This is a genomic window from Candidatus Chloroploca asiatica, assembly GCF_002532075.1.
Lineage (GTDB): Bacteria > Chloroflexota > Chloroflexia > Chloroflexales > Chloroflexaceae > Chloroploca > Chloroploca asiatica.
In genome coordinates, this window is record NZ_LYXE01000078.1 from 16237 (window position 1) to 39154 (window position 22918).

19 protein-coding genes are annotated in these 22918 nt (G+C 59.7%); 9 read left to right on the forward strand and 10 right to left on the reverse strand.

Translation table 11 applies throughout. The features are described 5' to 3' along the window. Positions 1–4: 4 nt before the first annotated feature. Positions 5–598: a TetR/AcrR family transcriptional regulator gene (locus A9Q02_RS08955; protein ID WP_097652067.1), complete on the reverse strand. Its 594-nt coding sequence runs from the start codon at positions 596–598 to the stop codon at positions 5–7. A 449-nt stretch (positions 599–1047) separates the two neighbouring features. Continuing rightward, positions 1048–2094 carry an ROK family protein gene (locus A9Q02_RS08960; RefSeq protein ID WP_097652231.1) on the reverse strand — a complete coding sequence of 349 codons (1047 nt, stop codon included), beginning with the start codon at positions 2092–2094 and terminating at the stop codon, positions 1048–1050. A gap of 311 nt (positions 2095–2405) precedes the next feature. Here A9Q02_RS08960 and A9Q02_RS24180 point away from each other — a divergent pair, with 311 nt between their 5' ends. The 3 genes from A9Q02_RS24180 to A9Q02_RS08980 all read left to right on the forward strand — a co-directional run bounded on the left by A9Q02_RS24180 (position 2406) and on the right by A9Q02_RS08980 (position 4542). Then, positions 2406–2606, forward strand: a complete 201-nt coding sequence (locus A9Q02_RS24180; protein ID WP_172450808.1) for a hypothetical protein — start codon at positions 2406–2408, stop codon at positions 2604–2606. Between the two features lie 295 nt (positions 2607–2901). After that, positions 2902–3558 (forward strand): FHA domain-containing protein, encoded by a 657-nt coding sequence (locus A9Q02_RS08975; RefSeq protein WP_172450810.1) that lies wholly within the window; start codon positions 2902–2904, stop codon positions 3556–3558. A gap of 111 nt (positions 3559–3669) precedes the next feature. Next, complete coding sequence (locus A9Q02_RS08980) at positions 3670–4542, forward strand: protein kinase domain-containing protein (protein ID WP_097652122.1); 873 nt, start codon at positions 3670–3672, stop codon at positions 4540–4542. A 173-nt stretch (positions 4543–4715) separates the two neighbouring features. Here A9Q02_RS08980 and A9Q02_RS08985 read toward each other — a convergent pair whose 3' ends face one another. Continuing rightward, positions 4716–7727 (reverse strand): BACON domain-containing protein, encoded by a 3012-nt coding sequence (locus A9Q02_RS08985; RefSeq protein ID WP_097652124.1) that lies wholly within the window; start codon positions 7725–7727, stop codon positions 4716–4718. A gap of 239 nt (positions 7728–7966) precedes the next feature. Then, positions 7967–9922, reverse strand: a complete 1956-nt coding sequence (locus A9Q02_RS08990) for a BACON domain-containing protein (RefSeq protein ID WP_141508797.1) — start codon at positions 9920–9922, stop codon at positions 7967–7969. Positions 9923–9966: 44 nt separating this feature from the next. Here A9Q02_RS08990 and A9Q02_RS08995 point away from each other — a divergent pair, with 44 nt between their 5' ends. Together A9Q02_RS08995 and A9Q02_RS09000 are read left to right on the forward strand one after the other, a co-directional pair. After that, positions 9967–11100, forward strand: coding sequence for a DegT/DnrJ/EryC1/StrS family aminotransferase (locus tag A9Q02_RS08995; RefSeq protein ID WP_097652128.1), 1134 nt, complete (start codon positions 9967–9969; stop codon positions 11098–11100). Beyond that, positions 11097–12101 carry an NAD-dependent epimerase/dehydratase family protein gene (locus A9Q02_RS09000; RefSeq protein ID WP_097652130.1) on the forward strand — a complete coding sequence of 335 codons (1005 nt, stop codon included), beginning with the start codon at positions 11097–11099 and terminating at the stop codon, positions 12099–12101. The genes A9Q02_RS08995 and A9Q02_RS09000 overlap by 4 nt, the downstream gene beginning before the upstream one ends. A gap of 19 nt (positions 12102–12120) precedes the next feature. On the opposite strand, the gene A9Q02_RS09005 is transcribed toward A9Q02_RS09000, so the two are convergent. After that, the gene (locus tag A9Q02_RS09005) at positions 12121–15282 is read right to left on the reverse strand and encodes a DUF2298 domain-containing protein (RefSeq protein ID WP_097652132.1); all 3162 of its coding nucleotides are present in this window, start codon (positions 15280–15282) and stop codon (positions 12121–12123) included. A 69-nt stretch (positions 15283–15351) separates the two neighbouring features. Then, entirely contained in the window at positions 15352–15921 is a 570-nt protein-coding gene (locus A9Q02_RS09010) for a dihydrofolate reductase family protein (RefSeq protein ID WP_216361484.1), read from the reverse strand. 173 nt (positions 15922–16094) lie between these two features. Here A9Q02_RS09010 and A9Q02_RS09015 point away from each other — a divergent pair, with 173 nt between their 5' ends. The 4 genes from A9Q02_RS09015 to A9Q02_RS09030 all read left to right on the forward strand — a co-directional run bounded on the left by A9Q02_RS09015 (position 16095) and on the right by A9Q02_RS09030 (position 20338). Then, positions 16095–16601 (forward strand): hypothetical protein, encoded by a 507-nt coding sequence (locus A9Q02_RS09015; protein WP_097652134.1) that lies wholly within the window; start codon positions 16095–16097, stop codon positions 16599–16601. Positions 16602–16811: 210 nt separating this feature from the next. Continuing rightward, positions 16812–17501: a response regulator transcription factor gene (locus A9Q02_RS09020; RefSeq protein ID WP_097652136.1), complete on the forward strand. Its 690-nt coding sequence runs from the start codon at positions 16812–16814 to the stop codon at positions 17499–17501. 6 nt (positions 17502–17507) lie between these two features. Beyond that, positions 17508–19100 carry a HAMP domain-containing sensor histidine kinase gene (locus A9Q02_RS09025; protein ID WP_245860469.1) on the forward strand — a complete coding sequence of 531 codons (1593 nt, stop codon included), beginning with the start codon at positions 17508–17510 and terminating at the stop codon, positions 19098–19100. A gap of 8 nt (positions 19101–19108) precedes the next feature. After that, a complete protein-coding gene (locus A9Q02_RS09030) occupies positions 19109–20338 on the forward strand; it encodes a molybdopterin molybdotransferase MoeA (RefSeq protein ID WP_245860470.1) in 1230 nt (409 codons plus the stop codon). A 22-nt stretch (positions 20339–20360) separates the two neighbouring features. Here the strand turns inward: A9Q02_RS09030 and A9Q02_RS09035 are convergent, their stop codons facing one another. The 4 genes from A9Q02_RS09035 to A9Q02_RS09050 form a co-directional block, all read right to left on the reverse strand. Beyond that, positions 20361–20732, reverse strand: coding sequence for a cupredoxin domain-containing protein (locus tag A9Q02_RS09035; RefSeq protein WP_097652140.1), 372 nt, complete (start codon positions 20730–20732; stop codon positions 20361–20363). Between the two features lies 1 nt (position 20733). Next, positions 20734–21327, reverse strand: coding sequence for an SCO family protein (locus A9Q02_RS09040; RefSeq protein ID WP_097652142.1), 594 nt, complete (start codon positions 21325–21327; stop codon positions 20734–20736). Positions 21328–21410: 83 nt separating this feature from the next. Then, positions 21411–21962: a copper chaperone PCu(A)C gene (locus A9Q02_RS09045; protein ID WP_097652144.1), complete on the reverse strand. Its 552-nt coding sequence runs from the start codon at positions 21960–21962 to the stop codon at positions 21411–21413. 512 nt (positions 21963–22474) lie between these two features. After that, positions 22475–22879, reverse strand: coding sequence for a hypothetical protein (locus A9Q02_RS09050; protein ID WP_141508799.1), 405 nt, complete (start codon positions 22877–22879; stop codon positions 22475–22477). Positions 22880–22918: the final 39 nt, after the last annotated feature.

A 22918-nucleotide genomic window follows, 5' to 3' on the forward strand; every position in this document is an offset into this window, starting at 1 on the left:
GTAGTCATCCTTTTTCGGCTGCCAGACCGGTCAACAGCAAGGCAACGGTCGTTTCCATCTGTTCGCGCAGGTTGATCTGGTCGGGGAAGAGGCTCCAGAGCAAGATCCCCCCCTCAATGGCACTGATAAGCACGTGAGCGGTCGCGGCAACGTCGGTTGTCGCTGTCCAGACCCCTTCATCGATGCCCGCTTGCAACAGGTGGCAGAGCTTTTCATGGTAGGTGGTGTAAAACTGCGCCAGCCGTGCCCGCAGCGTTTCGTTGTGGGCCGCCAGGGCATAAAACTCCAGCGGTGCGGGTAGGCGGACCGTGGTGGCTTCCAACTCGGCCCCGGCCAGCTCAACCAACCGGCGAAGCCGGATGGCCGGATGCTCCGCGCTGTTCAGTACCCTGGTCAAAATCACCTCTTGCTCGCGGAAGAAGGCGTCGAAGATCGCCAGCACCAACGCATCCTTGCTCGGGAAATGCCAGTAGACCCCCCCTTTGCTCACGCCTGACGCACGCACGATGTCGTTCATGCTGGTATGGGCGAAGCCCTGCCGGGCAAATAGGGCGAGGGCGGCGTTGAGAATCTGGTCGCGGGCATCTTGGGCATCCATCGGCGTCACACCTTTTCACATACCGACCGGTTGGTCTGTTGCGAACAGCATATCATTGCTGCGCCCGGTTGTCAATACTGCGAGCGCAGGGTCGCCGGGTGGGTGGGGCTGCGCGACGGTCATCAGCGCCCGACCACCGCAAAAACGCCGCCACGTTGGCGCGCCAGGCTCCCGCACCTCGTCGTGCAAGCATCTTTGCGCTATGTAGCGGCATGTTCGCCGCCGGATGCCCAGCGATGAGGTACACGCAGCGCCGTCCTCGCTGCGTGCCGCTGCCCAACGCCGAGGGAGATAGGCGATCCTGGGAGTGTGCTGCTCGTGCTCAATGGGGAGGTTTCAGATCGCCTTGCGTGCGTTACGGGTTGTCAAGGCTATGGCAATGGCAGAGGCCGAGGGTTCATCCTGACGGTCTCACTGGAGAGCCCCTGCGGCACTGCTCCGCTTTGCCTCTACCTTTGTGCCAGACGCGCCTGGTACAGCGCCACCAGAGCCGCGCCGATCGCCTGCGAGAGATCGCCCAGGGTTGCGGGCACCAGGCGCATATTGGCCTGCTGGGCGGGCCACAAGTACGGATAGGCTGCCTCCCAGACCTGCTGCAGGTAGCGCTCGCGAAAGGCGACAGAGGTCGACTCGGTGTCCATGAGCCCCCCGCCGATGACCACGAACTGAGGGTCGAGGGCCATCGCCAGCGTGGCGACGTGCAGGCCGAGGGCGCGCGCCTGAAAGTCGAAGATCTCGGTGGCGAGCTGGTCGCCCTGCTGGGCGAGGCTGCGCAGGGCAAACGCCCGCTCTTTGAGGCTCAACGGCAAACTCGCCAGCGGGTGATCGGGCCGTACGGCGAGCTTCTCGGCGAGCAGCAGCGGCAGGCCAGCCAGGCTGGTGTAGATCTCGACACAGCCCCATGTCCTGCCGCAGCCGCACGGGTACGGGCGCACGCCGAGCAGGTGCAGTGGCGCGGGCATATGCGCTGCTTCCATTCCGGCAAGCGTAGCGCCATCGAGCGGCAGGCCGTGCTCATCAATGTAGGCGCAGCCGAGGCCAGAGCCGGGGGCGAGCATCAGGACGCTGCCGGTGCTGCTGCCGCGCACGCGCTGGGCCTCAGCGACGCCGCCCATGTTACCGTCATTGCCCACCGCCAGCGCGATTGCGCGTCCAGCCCGCTCGGCAAGCGCCCGGCTGTAGGCGCTGTAGACATCGAAGCCGACGAAGCTCTCAGGCAGGTTCGGCCCACGCTCGAGCACGCCATAGCTCCGCCGCGGTCCTGGGATGGCGACCCCGACCCCGCGCACCTGCTCCCACTGGAGATCGTTCTGCTCAAGGTAGGTGCTGATAGCTTCGACCCACCCCTGTACGACCATAACGGGCCCAAGGTGAGCATCAGTCGATCGCTGGAGCAGGTTGGTCGACACGGGGGTTGCATCTTCCCAGACGCCCCCGATCTTCGAGGTTGTCGCACCGCTATCGGTACCGATATAGACGGGTTGTTGTGCGCGCATAGCCATTTCAGCTTTCCGTTTTCAACTCTCTGCTTGCTCTTCTTCCCCGCAAGAAACCACCCACACCAACCTGATGGTGCAATGCCGCCCTGGTTATAGTATACCGTACTTCGGACACGACATACATTTGTTCTGTGCAATATTCGCTGCTGCTGTGCGAGATAGCGACCAGTAGCGTGTTTCAAGCCGAACAACCCGAGCGTTTTGACAAGGCGTCGCCTTCTGGTGAAAAGAGCAGCGGCAGCGCCTGGCGAAAGAGGAGGAGCGCGGCGCCCCGTAGGGCTGCACAGGGGCGCTCGCTCGGAGGGCTTGTGGACGACGGCGTTGCCCACCAGCAGCGCGGCGGCGATGGGTTGCAGTGGGATCATCGCCTCGATAAACCGCTGCTCGAAAGGTGTACTCCCCTCAGCGATGCTCATTGGCCCCATGTCCATTTGCATTCCATTGGTTGGCGCATTATATCAGACTGGGAAATTGCAGCGCCACTACGCCGTCGCCTCCAACGCAAGTAAGCTCACCGCAGCGTTGCGTGCCGGCCATGCGCTCGGGGGGGAGGATAGGGCGATTGCATCATACGAAACCGGATACAAGGGGGCACCCGCAAGGGGTGCCCGTACCGGGGCGGGGGCCGAATCCGGTGTACGGGCACCCCTTGCGGGTGCCCTTGCGGGTGCCTTGGCGTCAAAATAACAGCCCTGAGCTAGGCGCATCTTTGTGCATCGTCATACGGTACATGATCAACGGATGAACTGGTATATCAGGCCAGTGCAACGGGCAGACTTTGTTTTGGGTGAAGGAGAAGGGCCGATGCGCATTGTTCACTGGCTTGTCGGGATAGGACTGGGGGTGAGTGTGCTCATTTCAGGGTGGCTGATGATCACGCTGGTATTGGCCGACATGCGTACGGGTTGGGTTCTGGTTCCAGGCTTGATCACATGGTTTGGCGTGGGTTTGAAGCTCGGGCGCGATCTGACCCGTCGCCAGTCGAGGGAATCAGAAGAAATACGACAAAATATCGGCGAAACATTACCAGCCTTTCTCACGGTGACCACAGCGCGGCGGAACCCGCTTGAGCAAGTCCCAATGCGCCTAACCGCTACCATCTGGCAAGGGGAGCGACGGATCACCACGATCCTGAATGGGCGTCATTGGACAATAGGGAGCGACCCTGGTTGCGATCTGTGTCTCCAGGGTGTTGGTGTTGACCCACTGCATGCGCGGCTGAGTCTTGTGGGTAACGAGGTGATGCTGACCGATCTCGAAAGCAATGGCGGGACATTTCTGGGCACCCTGGCCCGGCGGCTCAACCCTGGTGCGCCGGAAATTGTCGCTGAAGATGATCCCGTGTTCATCGGGCCCGCGTTTCGTTTGACGCTCATGCTTGATTTCGACTGCGCTCAGGGCAGGCGCTGTGAGGAATCTGCACGGATCGGCATAGAAGACCCCTCACGGAGTGGGCCCTGAGCGCAGTCGAAGGGTTCGAGGTGACAAGGGCGGGCCTGGGCAACACCTTGGTTGCTCACGGCATCACTGGCCCGTGGGCCACTTGGTACTCAGCATGACAAGGCTGCAAGAATGGCCGAAAATGTAGTTGACACATGCATCAATGGCTTTCAATTGATCGCCCGCCTGGGGCGGGGAGGCCAGGCGACGACCTACCTGGCTCTTCCGGCCCATCACGCGCCAGGGCGGGATCTGGCCTGGCGTGTGATGATGAAGTTTGGGTTGCGCACGGGGCGCCTGACGCCGCCTCGGGCGAAGCGTTGGCGGTTGGGCGTACTCAAGCTAGCCTCCTCGGCGACCGCGACCAGTCTGTATGCTGAGCATACCATTCTGGCGGCCCCGCAGATATGTCACCCCCACCTGGTCTGCCTCTATCGGCAGCGCTTCCCCGAGGCGCTGGGCCAGCGTAATCTTGGGCTACGCGGTGCCGGTGCGCAGCAGCGGGTTGCGTTAGCGCTTGCCTATGAACCCGGCCAGAGTCTGGCGCATTTGCTCGTGCGGCGGCAGGTGCCACGTGATCCCGCCTGGGCGATCAAGGTTGCGCAGCAACTCGCCGATGCACTAAGCCATTTGCACAGGCATGGCATTCTGCATCACGATCTACACCCGGCGAATGTGCTGGTGCAGCATGCGTCAACGAATCAACCCTACGTACGGCTCATCGATCTCGGGGCTGCCGAACGACTCACCGCGCCGCGCCGCTATGCTGTCTATGGGACGCCGGGCTATCTTGCGCCTGAGCGTATGGGCACTGATCCCGCACCACCTTCACCGCTTGTTGATGTCTATGGTCTTGGCAAACTGCTGGCTGCCTTGACTCCGCACACGTATCCATTGCCGGCCTTGCAGCGCCTGATTGCTCAGGCAACCGCCGTTGATCCTGTCCAACGTGGGCGATGTATTCCGCATATGGCCTACTTTCATGGGCGCCTGAATGAACTATGATAACTTATTCACATGTAATTTTTTTTATAGAAAAAGCCAGCAACGCTGGCTCATTCCAAATAAAGTTGATCTGTGTTGACGCAAAGGCGCAAAGCTGCGCATGCAGCTACCTCAACCCTTCGCGCCTTTGCGCCTTTGCGTCACATCATCAGCGAATGAGGTTCACAGACTCCTTAATTCGATTTCACGGTTGGCAAGTAGACCCGGCTTCCTTCGATGATCATGTTGACGGTGATCGTGCGTGAGAGTTGGCCGGAAGTGACAAGGATGGTTGAGTTGTAGCTTCCGATGGGCAGGCCCGTAGGATCAACAACGACTTCAAAATCTTCAGGTGTGCTACCGGTGATCCTATCGGCAAGCGCACCTTCACCTTTGCGCAGCGTCACCCATGACGCACTACTCTGCGCGGTCCAGTCCAGGGTCTGGTCACTATCGCCCAGGGCGCGGGTGCTGACCACGGTTGTCTCGGCCGATCCAGCGAGCATCGTCGCAACGCCAATGACGCCGGGGGCTAACTCGAGTTCGGTGGCAAGCGGCACATCAATGGCCGAGGCGATGGTCAGGGTGCGTGTGAGCGTTGTTTGTTGGCCCTGGCTGTCGGTTGCCGTGACGCTGATCACATGCGTATTGGTCGAGAGATTGTCGATCGTCAGCAAACTTCCATTGCCAAGTTCGCCATCCTGAGTGCTGCTCCAGACAAGAGCCTGGTCAGTCAGTTCGCCATCCTCGAGATCATAGGCGCTTGCTTCAAGGGCCACGGGTTGGGCCGGGTAGTAGGTTGCACCTTCGTCGGGCGTGACAATAGTCAGTTCAGGCGCTTTATCGGGAAGGCCGAAGGTCGCCGAGTCGTTCTGACCAGTCAGGACGCCGTCAGTGGCAATGACGCGAAAACGGCTGCTTTCGCCACCAGGCAGATTCGCCAGGTTGACGGTCAGTTCGGTTGCCGCCAGATCGGTAGCGATCGGTCGCCATGTATCACCGCCGTCAAAACTATAGAGCACCGTGTAGCTCAGTTCATCACCATCAAGATCCTCGCCAATCCAGCGCGTGGTGACACTATCGCCGCTCAGGTTACCGCCGGTTGGTTCCGTGATGGTCACGGTCGGGGCAGTGCCACTCACGTTACGGGTATCAACCGTGGTTGTGCCCTGGCGCAATTCGAGCCGGGCCGTTGCCGGGTTCCACGGGATGATCTCGGCGAAGAGGGCGGGCTCTTCGGGACTTTCGTCATCCTCAACCCGTGCCGGCGTAAAGGGGTAGCTTGCGAGTTCTTGACCGCTACCACTGAGCAATACAATCGACCAGTCGCCTGCACTCGTCGGCAGTTCGGCACTCCCTTCGATGACATTGATCTGGTCGAATTGTCCCGTGCCAGGGGCGAGTTTGGCGTTGCCCGTAACAAGCGCAAAGGTTCCCTGTTGCAACTGAGCCTCACTCAGTTCAAAGCTATTGAGCGTGGCAAAACGAGCTCGAATGCCTTCATACGTAAAGTCGCTGACCCACTGATTGTTGCAATAGGTCATCACATCGCGCCAATCGGGTGGATAGATCGCCCTGGTTTCGATATCAAAACCATAGATCGCCGTATTGCCGGTCAAGTCTGGGCTGATGCGCCCGCTTGGATAGGGGAAAGCGACACCACCACCGGCACCACAGAACTCGGCGTGCGAGCGCCCCAGACTATGGGCAATCTCGTGGCCGCCGTACCAATCGCCATAGCTGCCATCGGTATCCCAGCCCCAACTTCCCGAAGGCGTGCCGGTAGGCCCGGATGAGACCTTGCCCGGAATGCCGAGCGCCTTGCCGCGCATAAAGCCGCCCCCGTCGTCCACCATGCCATAGAAAAAGGTAGAGGAGGACATCCCGCCAAAGAGACGATCAAACAACCATGCCAAGGCCATCCGTGAATTGAGCGAGTCAACATTTGGTAGACCACTCGGCGTATAGTTGTAGGTGCGTCGAGTTGCATTGAGTTGTGCAATCGGATAGGCCCGCCGTAACCAGGACTCAAGGGCATTCACATGGAAGTTCGCGGCCTGATAGGTGTTGCTGCCAACGGTATAACGCACATTGTAAATGCGCAGCCGCATCACGGGGCCACGGAGCAGATTGACGTTGACAGTGCGGCGGTTGTTGCTCAAGACCGGATCGACTACCGTATTGCCGGGATCGAGGCGGGCTGTCAACTCAAGGTTGCCTGTTCCATTCACCCAACTGGCCGGCAACTCAAAGAGGAAACTGTCGTTGATCAGCCCACGGTTTGGTGACGGCTTGACCGTGACGGTGCCGCCGGGGTTGATTGGGGTAAGCACCGGTGCGAGGGTGGTGCTACCGCGACGCCCACTCAGCGTTGCCGTGACCCCGCTGCGCGCTTCAGGTGAAGTAACGTGTACCCGTACATAGGTGCGTTTGCCGGCGAGCAATTCGACACTATTGTTGAGATCCTGGATCGCCTGGGTCACCTCAATGGCGGTGACACTCATGTTAGGGCCAAAGGCTACCTGGAGACAACAAGCCCATTTGGCCGCCGTTTTGGCAAAATCAACACTGACCAGACCCGTTGGGGCCAGAATGATCCGTCCATCTTCGAGCAACGCGCTTGCTAGTGTGGTGCTACTCAATGCACCAAAACCAGCCCGGGTCTGCGGAATCCATGCTTCACCAAGGGTCGCGATGGGCACAATGCCAAAGCCAGCCGGAGGCAGATTCTTGGCTGATTCTGGCTCACCCACAATAGGTGTGAAGAGTCCCGCCCGCGTCAATTCGCTGGCCCGGTTGATCCGCGTAGAGCGAGTTGGTGCGGCAAGGCTCGGATCAAGTTGTTCGCCAAACGCCGGATCGAGCAGCAGCAGATTGCCACCCCGACGCACATAATCACCGATCCGCTTGATTTCGTCACCCAGTGAGGAGCCGCTGCCCCTGGTCACCACAAACATATCAAAATCATTCGGATCCCAACGCGAGAGTTCGACCCCCGTGACAATAACCACTGACCACGGCGGATCTTCTAACTTTCCGGCTGCCGCAAGGTTCTGGCAGTCGTCAGGGAAATTACTTTCTGGGGCCTCATAACAGAGGAGGCGAGGACCAGTTGGTTGGGCAAGGGTTGGATGGCTGGAAGGCAAGATGAGGGCGAGGATGACGAGCAGGGCCATGGCAAGCCGAAATTGGTGATAGCGCTTCATCGCGTTCTCCACATAATGCTCGAGGTTGCCTCAACGGTGTTTGCTCAGTATAGCACTGCGTCAGAGGACTGCAAGACCATATCACGGCCCCACTAGGGCGATTGCATCATACGAAACCGGATACAACGGGGCACCCGGCCCTGTAGGGGCACCCCTGGCGGGTGCCCTGGCGGGGTGCCGCATCCGGTGTAGGGGCACCCCTGGCGGGTGCCCTGGCGGGTGCCCTGTTGCAGCCGCAGTCACCGCCCCACGAGCGGCAAATAATGCCGGTTGAGCTGTGAACTGACGATCACGCGCAACGGGATGGTCGCGTTGCCGGCGCTGCTGGTGATGCGCAAGGTGCCCGTATGCGTCCCTTCACCCAACGCACTGGGATCCAGCGTCAGCAGCAGATCACTGGTGTAGCCAGTTCCGCTTGCCGGCTGAACGCTTGCCCACGCAACATCCAGTTCGGTTTGCCAGGTGATTGTGCCTGACCCTGCGTTTCTGAGCGCGATGCTGATGTTTTGCGGCCCTGTGCCCGGGCGTACCATGATCGCGATGGCCGCTGGACTATGCTGGAGCACCGGCGGCAATGCTTGGCGCAGATAGACCGGACTCTCGCTCAGACGAATGATGCCCTGACCCTCCTGGATCGGCAAGGCGACGGCCTGTCCATCGCGGTTGAAGAGACTCGCGTTGGCACCGGGTTGCAAGGGGACGGCGACATCTTCGAGGCCTTCGTTCCGCCAGATGAGATCGACCGTCTGGCGGTCGGGTGTGGTAAAGCGTAGGTGAAAGCGCGCCACGCTACTCAGCGCATCGGCCTGGTGCTGAAAAGTGTGCAGTGGCCCAAAGCCCACAAATTGTGGTTCCGGTCCAAGCTGAGCGACGAGGGTGGCATACGCATTCGCCGCCGGTTTGCGGGCGTACCCTTCCCTGACGGTACGCAAAAGCGCGGCCTGCTGCCAGAAGTTCTGGGCAGCCCCGTCAAATTTGTCTTCCAGTTGGAACCAGTTGAGATGGGTGATGCCCTGCGCCAGCGCGATCCCGTAGGTGCGCACCAGATAGTTTGCCTGCTGATCCTCGCTTTTACCCACCAGCGCACTCAGGTCGCCCCGTGCGTTACAGTCACGACAGCTATGCAGCGGTGCGCGTGATGCGGTTGGGCCAAAATAGAGGTGTTGAGCCTCAGGGTTGCTGGCAGTTCGGTTGCGTGCGGCACCCCCGATGAGGCAGCCAGGATCGGCAGCCGTACAGGTCGACCAGCCGACCTCGCTGATCCAGATTGGGCGCACTGGCCCGCCGCGCCGCGCGGTCTGCTCGTTGAGCCAGTTGCGACTGGTGGTCAGGCGGCCCCACATGGTGACACTGCCAAAAATCCCTGCCCCATCCGGTGCAGCCGTGGGCATATACGGGTGGATCGCCAGCGCATCAAAATTGAACCAGATTGACGGGCGGGCTGCCAGTGCATCGTTCATGAAACTCAACCCATCACGATGCCCGATGCCGTCGTTCCAGCCTCCATCAAAAACATAGAGCCCGCCGGTTGCGACGATGGCGGTTGGATCGGCGGCTTTGGCGGTCAGGTAGCCCGTCTCGAGGAGGGCCGCATATTCGGCTGGCGAGCCCGGCCAGGTCTCCCAGGCATTCGGTTCATTCCAGATTTGCCAGACCGCAATGCGTGGTGAACCAGGCGCATCGTTGATCCCGTCGCCATCGTAGCGCTCAACTACAGTTGCGACATAGTCGGCAAAATCTTGCGTACTGGCCGGCGGGCACCAGTAGGCTTCGGCAAAAACACCTGCCGATGCGTACTGGGTGCGGCGTGGCTCGCAATCGGCGATGCGCGCCCACTGGGGTGTGGTCAAGAGCATGCCGACAATGCCATAGCCGGCCTCGGCCATCTCCAGGATGCGTCGATCCATCAAGGCCCAATCCCACTCGCCTTTGCCGGCCCGCTCAAGATTGGCCCAACTCAGTTCCTCGCGGCCCCAGGCCACACCAAGCTGCCGCCCCTCGGCGACGAGCGTAGCAATACCCGCATCGCCGTCATTCCAGAAGCGCTCAAGACCCGTAAAGTAGGTGTTCATCCCAAACATCGTCAACCGCTCAGCCTGCCTTGTCGCCAATCCAGGATCGGGTTCGGCATGACTCGACGGCACGGTTGTGACGAGGATGCTGATAAGCACGAGTAGCAGGATTACTCTTTTCATATACGGTATAATACCATTCAACATGCATTGTGGAGAAGAAGCCTATGGTGAGCGCAGTGGTACCTTTTGGTGATCTGAAACGTCAGTACGAGGCAATGCGTCCTGAACTTGATGCGGCGATTGCGCGCACGCTCGCGAGTGGATGGTACATCCTGGGCGAGGAGGTTGCCGCGTTCGAGGCTGAGTTTGCGGCCTATTCCGGGGCGAGCCATTGTGTTGGCGTTGCCAGTGGGGCCGAGGCACTCTATCTCGCCCTTGCTGCGCTCGGCATTGGTCCCGGTGATGAGGTCATTACGGTCGCCAATGCGTGCATGTATCAGGTTGCGGCTATCCTGCAGGTCGGGGCGCTTCCGGTACTGGTCGAGGTTGACCCTGTGACCCAGAATATGTCGCCGACGGCCTTCGAGTCGGCTATTACGCTGGCGACCCGTGCGGTCATCCCGGTGCATCTCTTTGGGCGCATGGCTGATATGCCTGCCATCATGGACATTGCAACCAGCCACGATCTGGTAGTGGTAGAGGATGCCGCCCAGGCGCACGGCGCTTTTCTCCTTGATGACCAGGGCCAACCGCGGCGCGCTGGGGCCTGGGGCCATCTCGCCTGTTTTAGCTTCTATCCAAGCAAGAATCTTGGGGCCATCGGCGACGGCGGGGCGCTGACTACCGATGATCGCCTGCTCGCCGAGGCGCTGCGGCGCCTGCGGATGTATGGCTGGGGCAAGAAGTATGAGACCGTTGAAGCTGGCGGGCGCAATTCGCGCCTCGATGAGTTGCAAGCCGCGATCCTCCGGGTCAAGCTGCGCTATCTTGAGCAGGGCAATCAGGCGCGCCGCGAACGCGCCGCCTGGTATCGCCAGTTGCTCGCCGATCTCCCGCTGGCGTTGCCAGTTGATGACCCCGGCATGGTCTATCACCTCTTTGTGATCACGCTGCCCGATCACGCCGCTCGTGAGCGCCTCCGTCAGACGTTGCTCGCCGCCGGGATTGGCTGCGATGTCCACTATCCTCTCCCCGCGCATCTTCACCCCGCCTATGCCGAACTCTATGCTGGCACCGTGAGCTTGCCAGTGACCGAGGATCTCGCTGGACGCATTCTTTCGCTGCCGATGTTCCCCGAGTTAACCCGCGCCGAGATCGAGCAGGTCTGCGCAGTGGTGCGTGAAGGAGTTGCCCAATGAATGCGCTCTCTGCCTATGCCGATAGTTTCAACGGGGCCCGCGTCTTGATTACCGGTGGGATTGGTTTCATTGGCTCAAATCTGGCCTTCCGCCTCGTTGAACTCGGGGCGACGGTGACGCTCGTCGATTCGCTCATTCCCGAGTATGGTGGCAATCTCCATAATCTTCAGGGTCTCGAAGATCAGGTCAGGGTCAATTTCTCTGATGTGCGCGATGAGCATTCGATGAACTATCTTGTCCAGGGTCAGGATTATCTCTTCAATCTGGCTGGACAGACGAGCCATATGGATTCGATGCGTGATCCGTATACCGATCTTGAAATCAATGCACGTTCGCAGCTTTCGATTTTGGAAAGTTGCCGCAAGCATAATCAAGCCATTCGCGTTGTCTATGCCTCAACCCGGCAGATCTACGGTAAGCCTGATTATCTGCCCGTTGATGAGCGCCACCCCTTGCACCCAGTTGATGTCAATGGCATCAATAAAATGGCTGGCGAGTGGTATCATATTCTTTACAATAATGTCTATGGAATTCGCAGTTGTGCCTTGCGGCTCACCAATACCTATGGCCCAAGGATGCGGGTGAAAGATGCCCGTCAGACCTTTCTTGGCATCTGGATCAAGCAATTGATCGAAGGACAGACGATCCAGGTCTGGGGTGATGGTTTGCAGATCCGCGATTTCACCTATGTTGATGATTGTGTCGAGGCACTCTTGCTCGCGGGGGCGAGTCCCAATGCCCATGGGCAGATCTTCAACCTGGGCAGCGACGAAACGATCAACCTGCGTGATCTCGCGGCACTAATGGTCGAAATCTATGGGGAAGGTCAGTACGAGATCATTCCCTTCCCGAGCGACCGCAAGCCGATTGACATTGGCGACTACTACGGCGACTATCGCCTCATCCGCGGGCGCCTCGGCTGGATGCCGCGCGTCGCCCTCCGCGAGGGCCTTGCCCGTTGTCTCGCCTTCTACCGCGAGCACCGCGCTTATTATTGGTAAAGCATGGTTCAAACGCATTTCATCTTTCATCTTTCCTACGGTAGATCTGAAACTCCCCCTGGCTATACACGAGTTCAAAGTGCTTGGCAAAGAGTTGCTCGCCTTGCGTGCCATGGAATTCACGTTCAAGCGGGCTCATATAGATGTAGCTTATATTGTGTTTATGCAGCAGTTCGAGCGCTGTTTCGAGCGTTGTCGCCTGGTAGATCGCTGGTACGTCACGCTGCCGTTCGTCCATCACCGCTATCTGCTCGGCAAGGCCACTGCGCCAGAGCCGCTCGTGACCAACAAGCCACCCTAGCACGCTTTGCACGCCACTGAACGCCGAGGCTCGGTTCAGCCGTTCGTATTCGCAGTTGCAGAACCCGTTGACCATCCGTTCCTCGAGACCAACGTTGGCCTCGAGCCAGCGGATGGCACCTAGTTCGTCGGGGGCGGTCTTCGCCAGAAAGGCCATCCCGTCAAAGGTACGCTCGCCCGGTAGTGCCGGTTCAGTCCAGCGGGCTAGGCCAATTGGGTAGATCGATGCACCGGCGAGCAAGATGATCAGCGGGAGCATCCACGCTAGGTGGGTGCTTTGCCTGAGCCATGTTTGCCACACGGGCGGGCTCGTCTTCGCTTGATCATGCACCTGCTTTCGCTCAAGCCCTATCTGCGCGGTCAGCCACCAGACGGCATAGGCGGCGACGATGCCCCAGATCAGCCAAACTTGATAGTAAAATTTAAAGATCATATTCTGACGGCTCATGATGGTCTGAAGATGATCTTCAATATAGATCACTTCGGGCACAAAGAGCGCGACGCCCCCGACTGCCGCCGCCCAATATGCCACGCTCAACCCGGCACTCTGGGCCTGCCAGGCTCGTAAGGCGAGTAGTACGATCAGGGGGAGCAGGAAGAGCAGGGGGAAACCGATGACCAAGCCGACCACCAGCGTGATCACGCCACCCCAGATCACGCTCCGCACAAGCCAGTCCGGGACATACGTGGGCCTGGCTTGCCCCAGATGATCGCCTTGATCATGCGGAGAGCGAGCCTCGGTCTCACCAGGACCACGCAGGGCAGCAGCAAGAATCGGCACGAGAAAGAGCCCGAACATCACCAGGAAGCCGAGCAGCCGCGACCGATGCTGTGACCAGGCCAGCATGGTTGCCAGCCGTCCAATGATGGGGAGCTCGGCGAAGCTTTCGTCCAGAACCGAACCGGCTGGCGCGGTAAAGGTGAGCAGAAACGGCACCACAGTAACAAGCACGGCGAGCCCAAAACAGCCAAGGGCCACCACCAAGCGTTGCCAACGCCGGGTCTCTCCCCCACGCCACACACCTAGCCCTAGCGCCCCAACACTGAGCAGCGCGTAGGTTGGGGCATCCCACGAGTTGATGCAGTAGAGCGCACTTACCACGCTTCCCGCGACCGCCGCTGTGAGCGGTTGCGCACCACCTGCGACCAGCGCCAGCGCCAACCCGAGTCCCAGCAGCGCAATCGGGAGCGCCAGGGTGTGCGGGTGCAGATCGCCAAGATAAAAGGTAAATGCGGGGAATTCGGTAATTGCCTGTCGCCGCTCAACGCCGCCTTCGGCCAGCGGCATCTCATCGAAGATTACCCGCGAAGGCCGAAACCAATCGAACGAAGGCCACGGATCGACCGTCAGTTCACTCCGCGCTGGTTCTTCCCAGCCACGCACTGTAGGCCGACTGAGCGTGATGGTCGCGGCCCCGGCCAGACGTTGCTGCAATGCTTCGCCAAGCTGATCGATATCGAGTACCCACCAGCTCTGCGTGCCAACCGCGAGCTGAATCGCCGACGCCTGGCTGCCAAGCGGAATGACAAAGATCAGCGCGAGCAAGCCAACGGCAAGGGCTTCTACCTGACGCACTGGCCGCGTTGCCATATGCGTTAGCCGCACCAGCGCGATGGCAAGATAGGCAACCCCGACGACAATCAGCGCGACAACGACCGCAAAGCCAAGATTGAACGCATATGCGCCTGGTGTGCCCGTGAGCAGTGCCAGCGCTCCGATCGCGACATAGCCAAGGTAGTAGTAGTTGAACGGATATCCGGCAAACCAGGGTGAGGCCGGAGGAATCTGATCATACCGCAAGAGCGCATTGATGATCATGACCTCCATTGGTTTTTCGGTTCCCGTCAGGGCTGGGCCAACTGACCCATGCCAGCGAAACATGCATCCGGCAAAGAGGCCGACCAGCAAGAGCAATTCCCAGCCGACGATGGCCCGCCAGTTGAGGCGCGGCCAGTCAAGCCCCCGGCGATGGGCGATGATCCACGCGCCGATGCCAACCAGGGCCACCACCAGCAGCGCACCAATCACCAGCGGAACCTCGAATGGCGCAAGACCAGCGATGGCACCAACCCAGGCAACCAGGGTGACGAGCAAGAGACCAAGGATCTTGGCAAGCGGATACCCGGCGAGCGGCAGTGAGCGCAAGGCGAGCATCGTTATGGGAAGCCCGGTCAACCCGATCAGTTGAAGTGCTAGCCACCAGCGCAACACCAGCGGATCAACGAAGGCGTGCAGATCGCGCAAGAAAGATCCCGTCAATTCGGGACGCAGCGCCCACACGAAGACCAGCGCAACTCCGGCTGCGCTGGCGATCGTCACCGCCCGCGTCAGCCCCAACCCTGCAAGCCCCAGAGCCAGCAGCACTGGCAGGATGCTCAGGGTAAGCCACGCAAACCCTGGCGGCAACCGAGGCCCGGCCTCAAATGGCCGCACGACAACCTCAAAGAGTGCCAACCCAATCTGCCGACCCTCGACCACTGCTGGTGGCTCGGCGCGCAGATGTATGTCAATCCACCCCAAGCTGTCGGCAGGCAATGGCGCGAGCAAAGCATAGTAACGCAACTGAGGTTCAGGCTCATCAGAGACAAGCCGAGCCAATGTCGTCTCGCCAACCCCGATGGCGACTGTTGCCCCTGGTGCAAGCGCACCGTGGAGCCGAAGCAAACTACGTTCGGTATGCACCGGCAGACTCAACCGCGCCTCGGGGCCACTCCAACGATACGCGCCAGTCGCATTGCGTTCAACCGGCTCGAAGCCCGTCAACTGATCAAAGCTAGGCAGTGACGCAGGGCGCACAACCGTACCACCCTGATACTGCCACAGCAGCAGCGCCGCCAGCGGTGGCACGAGCAAGAGCAAGAGAACCTTCCATGTACGCATGCCATGATTCTACCTGATCGCACGTTGCGAGGGAAGACGAAACGAACGCCCCCCAGACTTCACAGGTCTTCAAGGCCTGTGAGGTCTGACTCTTGCATACCTGACCTGCACAAAACCATTCGCCGAGACACTGCATCCAAGCAGGTGTAGGCGTTGCTCAGGCCCAGGCTCACCAAATAGTCCAATGCCTGCCCCGAGTACGAGCGGGACACGGGTGATCGTTAGCTCATCGATCAGCCCGGCTTCCAAAAAATGCTGGATCGTCTTGCCTCCATCAATATAAAGATGTTGCTTGCCCTCGGCACCCAGCCGCGCAACAAGCTCTGCCGGTGCCCCATTCATCAGGCGCACCTTGCCCTCTAACTGGGCTGGCACAGCCAATCGACCACCTGTCAGCACAACCACCGGCACCCCCTCATAGGGCCAGTGCTCAAAGGTGAGCACCTGCTCAAACGTCTTGCGTCCCATCACGATCGTATCCACCGTAGCAATGAAATCCTCGTAGCGCAATCCTTGCAACTCAGTCGTCGCATACTCAGGCCGCTGCAACCAATCAATGCTCCCATCAGGGCGGGCAATGAAGCCATCAACACTCGTTGCGATATACACCGAGCATTTCACCGTAGACGCGCTCATCATCTTTCTCCCCAGGATCTTCATAACTCCTTCACAATTCTTCCGTACTATACCTCTTGTCACAGAAAGAATCTCGCTGGTGCTGGCGAAAACGGCCAGCTTCGCTGGCCGTTTTCGCCAGCACAAACCTATATCATTGCGCTGGCGCACTGTGCCAGCGCAACAAGGAGAAAGCATTGAAACAGCAAAACTGGCTCGGATGGCTCGCCCTTGGTGTCGCAGGGCTTGCCTTGATGGTTGCCCTTGGGGGCTTTTTTGGTGGTACCATGATGCGGATGCGTACGATGGCGTATCAGCCGACAGCGCCACAGGCCAGTGCTCTGGTGGTACCCTTAGAAGGGTCGAGTATGCGCGGCGACCGTGAACGGGGCGGCCCGCCGGCCTTTGTTCTCGAACGGCAGCAGCAGCGCAATGAGGCTATGCGCGAACGGATGGATCGTGGCGATATGCGGCACATGGAAATGGGGCAAATGGCGCATCCGTCGCGTGATCACGGACGGTTCGGCCTCTTTGGGATGGTTGGCATGTTTTTTGGGTTGGTCAACGCGCTGAGCAAGCTGGTTGCCCTGGGTTTGCTGGCCTGGCTCTTGCTGCGGCTCTTCCAGCAGCGCAATGCCAATAGTGGTGGTACACCGCCAGCCCCACCGTTGACGCCCGCCGGGCATGATCCGCGTGTCGAGTAGGGGCAAAACTTTTCAAATAAGCTCACGCGAAGGCGCGAAGGCGCGAAGGGTTAAGCTCACCTACGCAAAAACCTTTGCGCCTTTGCGTCAAAATAGCCGCCTTATTTGCACATTATTGCCGCTCAACGCCCTTTGCGTCTTTGCGTCAAATCATCAGAAAATGTAATTCATACCCTCCTAACGAGCGCACAGGTGTGAAAGTGAACGCCGATGAAAACAATCCTGGTGGTAGACGATGAACCTGGCATTGTCCAGATTGCCCGCGATTACCTTGATCGTGCGGGCTTTCGTGTGCTTACGGCTGATGATGGGCCTGGGGCTTTACGCCTTGCCCGTACCGAGCACCCCCATTTGCTCGTGCTTGATCTGATGCTGCCAGGGATGGACGGCCTCGATGTGACCAGGGCGCTGCGTCAAGATCAGGCGACCCGCAAATTGCCGATCATTATGCTGACCGCCCGCGTCGAAGAGGCTGATCGCCTGATTGGCCTCGAGCTCGGGGCTGATGATTATATGACCAAGCCCTTTAGCCCCCGTGAGCTTGTCGCCCGCGTGCGCGCGGTGTTGCGCCGTACCGAAGATACTCCTCCCCCTGCTGCTCTTATCCAGATCGGCGCGTTGAGCATTGACCTCGAACGACGTGTCGTCCGTCGCAATGGGATCGCTATTGAACTCACGGCTACCGAGTTTGATCTGCTTGCGGTGCTCGCGCGTGAACCCGGACGGCCTTTTACTCGTAGTCAGTTGCTCGATATCGTCTTTGATCTGACCTATGCTGGGTACGATCGCACGGTTGATGCCCATATTAAAAATCTGCGCCGTAAAATTCAGCCTGATCCCGCTGGTCTCCAGTATATTGTGACTGTCTATGGGGTTGGGTATAAATGTCTTGAATTGTGAAAGCATATGCGTAAACAACCCCGTGTTTTTAGCCTGATGCTGACTGCCTTTGGTCTTGTTATTGTGCTGGGCATCGGTGGCATGCTGCTCTTTTTCTGGGTTGCGGTGCTCAGTTTTCAGCGTGGGCATGATGATTGGGGGGCGCCGCCCGAGTTTGTGGCCCGCGGCGAAGCTTCACGCCTGGCCCAGGTCTATCGCCGCGAGGGTTCGTGGGAGGGGGTCGAGCCACGCTTCGATGTGATCGAGCGCCAGTTGCGCGATGATCGCTGGCAGAGCATTACGCTGCTTGATGCCGATGGGCAGGTTGTCTCACGGCGCATTGGGACTGAGCCGATGATGCCGATGATGCCGATGATGCCGATGATGGCTGCCTCGGCTGAAAGCTTGCCTGTCCGCCCACCACGTGGCACGACACTGCCTCTTGTGCCCGTTCCTCCCGAAGCGGTTGTGCCAGGTACACGCCCCTCTTCTGATGAGATTGGCTCGCCGCCCAATGCTGTCCAGACGATCGCTGCCGATGGCCAGGTTCTCTTGACGATTCCTATTCAGTTGCGCGGTGAGACCGTGGGGGCGCTGGTGATCGATTATGCCAGTGGCGAAGGGCGGACGTTCGGCTTCGCTAATCTTGCCCGCGGGGTTGGCGCCGCCGGTTTGGCCCTGGGCGGGATCTTGCTGGGCCTGGCGATCTTCTTTTCGCGCCGGATCAGTACGCCCCTTGCGCAACTCAACCAGGCGGCCCAGGCACTGACGGCAGGTGATATGCAGGTGCGGGTCGAGCCGGGCCGCGTGCGCGAGGTGGCCGATCTGGCGCTTAGTTTCAATCAACTGGCTGATGCCCTGGCTGCGGCTGACCAGCAACGGCGTCAGTTGACCGCCGATGTTGCGCACGAGTTGCGTACCCCGCTCTCGATCATCAAAGGTCGCCTCGAAGGGGTGCAGGATGGCGTCTATGAACCCGATCAATCGCAGATCGCTGGTCTGCTTAGCGAAGTTGCGTTGCTCGAACGCTTGATCGAGGATCTGCGCTTGCTCGCGCTGGCTGATGCCGGTCAACTCGCGCTCTATCCCGAACCTTGCGCCCCGGCCCACCTGTTGCACGATACGGCACGCTCGTTTGCCCGCCAGTCCGAGGAACAGGCGGTCGCGTTGCACGTGGAAGCCGCCGACGCGCTGCCCGAGGTGCTGGTCGATCCCCAGCGCATCAGTCAGGTACTCGGCAATCTGGTCGGCAATGCGCTGCGCCATACACCCCCAGGCGGCCAGATAACCCTGTCGGCGCAGGTTGTTGCTGATGAGGGTGTCGCGTTTGCGGTGAGCGATACAGGTCACGGGATTGCGCCTGCCGATCTTCCCCATATCTTTGACCGCTTCTATCGCGTTGATCGCGCCCGCTCACGTAGCGCCGGCGGGGCCGGCCTCGGTCTTGCCATTGCTCGCCGCATCATCGAAACCCACAGCGGCACGATCAATGTGACGAGCACGCTCGGCCACGGCACGACGATGCGCTTTGTCTTGCCCCTTGAACCGGCCAGCGATGGTACAATAGATCGTGCGCTGCCCCATCAAGGCAGCGCAGATGATCAAACCCTGCCAGCGTGAGGAATGGCATGCCAGAGTCGCCCTATCCGATGGTGTCGGTTGACGAGGCCCAGCAGATGATCATGGGCCGAGTGGTGCCGCTCGAAGCTGAAGAAGTTGATGCGCTGACTGCCGATGGGCGTGTGCTTGCCCACGTGATCCAGGCGCCGCTGAATATTCCCGATGTGCCCAAGGCGGCGATGGATGGCTATGCGCTGCGTACCGACGATGGCCTGAAGCCGCGTCGTATCGTCGCCGAGTTGACGGCTGGCACGGCTGCCGGGGTGTCGCTCGAACCAGGCACAGCCGTGCGCATTATGACCGGTGCGCCAATGCCTGCCGGTGCCGATGCGATGCTTCCTGTCGAACTCGCCGAGGAGCACGCTGGCTGGCTGACGTTGCACCACACGTTGCAATCTGGTCACCATGTGCATACCGTGGGTCAGGATGCTGCTCAGGGCGCGACAATCCTGCCGCAAGGCACCGTGATTGGCACGCCAGAACTTGGTTTGCTCGCTACCTTTGGCCTCACCAGAGTGCAGGTCTATCGCCGCCCGCGGGTTGCTGTGCTGGCGACTGGTGATGAAGTGATCGAGCCAGGCTTACCTCGCCCTGCTGGCGCAGTCTATGACTCGAATCGCTACGCCTTGATGGCGGCGTTGCGCGAGGCGGGCTGCGAGGTTCTCTCCCTCGGCATTGCCCCTGATGACCACGCCAAGCAGCGCGAAGCCCTTCTCTACGGGCTCGAAGCGGCTGATGTGCTTGTCACGAGCGGCGGCGTCAGCATGGGTTCACGCGATCTGATCAAGCCCCTGCTCGCCGAACTTGGTACCGTTCACTTTGGGCGCATCGCCTTCAAGCCGGGCAAGCCAACTACGTTTGCCACCGTGGGTTCCAAACTCGCGTTCGGGTTGCCGGGCTATCCCGTCTCCTCACTGGTCTCGTGCGAGGTCTTTGTGCGCCCAGCCCTCCGCGCTTTGCAGGGCGATCCGCATCCCTGGCGCCCCCGCGTGCGCGTGCGCCTCAGCACCCCGATCCGCCCCTCACACGACCGCCCCGAATATCAACGGGTCACCATTCGTCAAGAAGGCCTGCATCTCGTGGCGGGAACAACCGGCGGCCAGGGGAGTTCCCGCCTGATGTCGCTCCTCGGAGCCAACGGGCTTTTGCTTGTCCCCCCCGGCAAGGCGATCTATCCTGTCGGCACCGAACTCGATGCGCTGTTGACGGCCTCTTTTGTTGCCACCAAGCCCGCATAGCGGGCTTGGTGGCAACAGTGTATCACCGTTTCACTACGATGCGCAGTTGCTCGCTCGGATGGAGCGAACAGACCAACTCGAATGTCCCGGGGCCAGCAAAGTGCTGGATAAAGCGTTGCCCAGGGGCAACCCGATATGGCCCGATCGTGATCGCCTCGTCGTCGTCGTTCTGGATTACAAGCGTATCCTGTTCGCTCAGGCGCAAGACGATCTCTTGGGGAAAGAGGTCGATCTCTTCCCCTGCGGCAAGCCGCACCGCCGTACCGGGCGGCACGCTAATCACCAGCGTGCGCTGCACTTGGTCACGCATATTCAGCCACCAGATGCTTCCAATGCCTACCCCAACCAGCAGAACAAGCCCCACCAGACTAAGCAGCAGAGAACGACGATGCACCTCAGCCTCCCTCACGGGCGAGTAGGCGCAGGTCGGCGGTGATGTCTTCCACCGCGGTGCCGTGGGCAAAGAGGATCCGCCAGTTCCCGGCTTTGTCAATCGCGTAGATAAACCCCGAATGATCGATGGTATACCCCATTGCCGAATTCGGCAACTCGCGCTGCTCTGAATAGACCCCGTACGACTTTAGAATCGGCGCAAGCGTGGCCTCATCACCGCGCAAACCCTTAAAGCGCGGATCAAACGCTGTGACATATTGCTGCAAGCGTTCGCTCGTATCGCGTTCAGGATCAAGGCTAACCAGGGCTACCTGAATCGCCTCGGCATCCGCCCCGAGTTCCCGACTCACGACCGACAGATCGGCCAGCGCCGCTGGACAAATATCAGGGCACATCGTAAACCCAAAAAAGAGCACAACGACCTGCCCTTTCTGCTCACTCAGCGTAAATGGTTGGCCCTGTTCATCAATCAATGTGAAATCAAAAGCTGGCTCAGCGGGCTCCAGTACCGTCCCGCGAAACTGAGGCGCACTCGGCCCACAGGCAGTTAGCATCAATAACACCATCCCTAGCAGGATGAAGGAGTATTGTTTCATTATGAACACCTCAAAGCAACAGGTTTTAAGGGCATCAGCCCTGAATGTCATGGGGATGGGGCGAACGCCCCATCCCCATCCCCTTACGGCTGACGTACAACGGCATTCACCTCGACGGTTCCTGCTCGCTCAAAAGTCAGCGTCACCGGAATGCTCTCACCTTCCTTCACATCCCTGGTAACATCAATGAACATCACGTGAAACCCACCCGGACGTAGTTCCACCTCGCCGCCAGCAGGAACCTCGATCTTCTCGACCGGGCGCATACGCATGACATTGTCTTCCATCAAGACATTGTGCAGTTCAATGGTCTCGGCAATGTCGGCAGCGGCTGCCAGAAGATAGTCCGGTTCACTGCCACTGTTCTTGATAACCATATACCCTGCCGTCGTCGTTCCTGCCGACATAGACCCATGTTCCGTTGTCTGATCCATCGTCCCATGCCCGCTTCCGCCCTGGGCATTGCCCTCCATCGGCATCGCAGCCATATTAGCGGGCCGTACCCAGGCATCACGGATTTCAAGCGCCATCCCCGTCGCAGGGGCTACCGCAGGTGTTGTCGTCGGGGCAGCCCCACAGGCCGCCAGGATCAGACTGCTGATTGCCAGCAGGATCACGCTTATTGTGTTTCGCATTGTTGTTCGCTTTCTCTTCCTTATGAGACGGCAACGTACGTTCGAGTAGAGACCAGACCTCACACGCCTGCCAGACCTGTGAGGTCTAGCCCGCGTCATGCAGAGCGAATTATGTACTTGAACACCATCAATGGTCTGTCAACCAAGTTTCGTGATATGCTGGAGTACCGGCTTTAGCCGGCTGAAGCCGGTACTCCCTTCGGTAGTCTGTCAACCAAGTTTCCCGATGTTGTGTCACCCTGAGCGGAGCGAAGGGTCTCAGGCGTTCAGACGGCAGAGATGCTTCGCTCCGCTCCTAAGAAACAACATCTCATGCTCGGAGCGCAACGGCTCCACGGTCATTCCGAACGGAGCCGTAGGCGCAGTGAGGAATCTGCACGGATCGGCATGGAAGACTCCTCACTCCGTTCGGGGTGACAAGGGCGGGCCTAGGCAACACCCTGGTTGCTCACGGCATCACTGGCCCGTGGGCCATGTGGTGCTCAGCATGACAAGGCTGGGAGCATGTCAGATTACTTGAAGCGAAGACCATTACGCTGACACAGTCGGCGCGGAGGCGGCACCGGCGGAGCATCGCCCATCCGCCTTTGCCAGAGGGGTGTATGCGCTCTGAGGCTATCTTGGAGGCGCAGAGCCAGGATAAGCAGCGCCGCAAGGGCTAAGTCCCCTTGCGTCAGGCTCTGAATCAGTCCTGGACTAAGCGCCGGGGGGAGGTTCTGGGCGAAGGCAAGGGTGTGACCACAGACAAAGGGTGATGCTTCATCAGTCGGGGCACCCCAAGGAAAGGGCACTGAGCAGTGCAGAATACAGGCAAGCAAGGTGCCTGGCAAGATAAAACTCAGGAGGGCACTGATCCAGGTACGATGCATAGCGAACCGGATCAGCCGTGACATCTGTTGGTGATGCGGTACAGCCATACCATGATTATGAGCCAGGTATCACAAGATTGCAAATAA

Bases quoted from the DNA above. Each gene is read 5' to 3' on its own strand.
- A9Q02_RS09005 (WP_097652132.1), bottom strand. From the start codon at position 15,282: ATGCGTACATGGAAGGTTCTCTTGCTCTTGCTCGTGCCACCGCTGGCG.
- A9Q02_RS09040 (WP_097652142.1), bottom strand. From the start codon at position 21,327: ATGAAACAATACTCCTTCATCCTGCTAGGGATGGTGTTATTGATGCTA.
- A9Q02_RS08985 (WP_097652124.1), bottom strand. From the start codon at position 7,727: ATGAAGCGCTATCACCAATTTCGGCTTGCCATGGCCCTGCTCGTCATC.
- A9Q02_RS09030 (WP_245860470.1), top strand. From the start codon at position 19,109: ATGCCAGAGTCGCCCTATCCGATGGTGTCGGTTGACGAGGCCCAGCAG.
- A9Q02_RS08960 (WP_097652231.1), bottom strand. From the start codon at position 2,094: ATGCGCGCACAACAACCCGTCTATATCGGTACCGATAGCGGTGCGACA.
- A9Q02_RS09020 (WP_097652136.1), top strand. From the start codon at position 16,812: ATGAAAACAATCCTGGTGGTAGACGATGAACCTGGCATTGTCCAGATT.
- A9Q02_RS09050 (WP_141508799.1), bottom strand. From the start codon at position 22,879: ATGGCTGTACCGCATCACCAACAGATGTCACGGCTGATCCGGTTCGCT.
- A9Q02_RS08990 (WP_141508797.1), bottom strand. From the start codon at position 9,922: ATGAAAAGAGTAATCCTGCTACTCGTGCTTATCAGCATCCTCGTCACA.
- A9Q02_RS08955 (WP_097652067.1), bottom strand. From the start codon at position 598: ATGGATGCCCAAGATGCCCGCGACCAGATTCTCAACGCCGCCCTCGCC.
- A9Q02_RS08975 (WP_172450810.1), top strand. From the start codon at position 2,902: ATGCGCATTGTTCACTGGCTTGTCGGGATAGGACTGGGGGTGAGTGTG.
- A9Q02_RS08995 (WP_097652128.1), top strand. From the start codon at position 9,967: ATGGTGAGCGCAGTGGTACCTTTTGGTGATCTGAAACGTCAGTACGAG.
- A9Q02_RS09025 (WP_245860469.1), top strand. From the start codon at position 17,508: ATGCGTAAACAACCCCGTGTTTTTAGCCTGATGCTGACTGCCTTTGGT.
- A9Q02_RS09045 (WP_097652144.1), bottom strand. From the start codon at position 21,962: ATGCGAAACACAATAAGCGTGATCCTGCTGGCAATCAGCAGTCTGATC.
- A9Q02_RS08980 (WP_097652122.1), top strand. From the start codon at position 3,670: ATGGCCGAAAATGTAGTTGACACATGCATCAATGGCTTTCAATTGATC.
- A9Q02_RS09000 (WP_097652130.1), top strand. From the start codon at position 11,097: ATGAATGCGCTCTCTGCCTATGCCGATAGTTTCAACGGGGCCCGCGTC.
- A9Q02_RS09010 (WP_216361484.1), bottom strand. From the start codon at position 15,921: ATGATGAGCGCGTCTACGGTGAAATGCTCGGTGTATATCGCAACGAGT.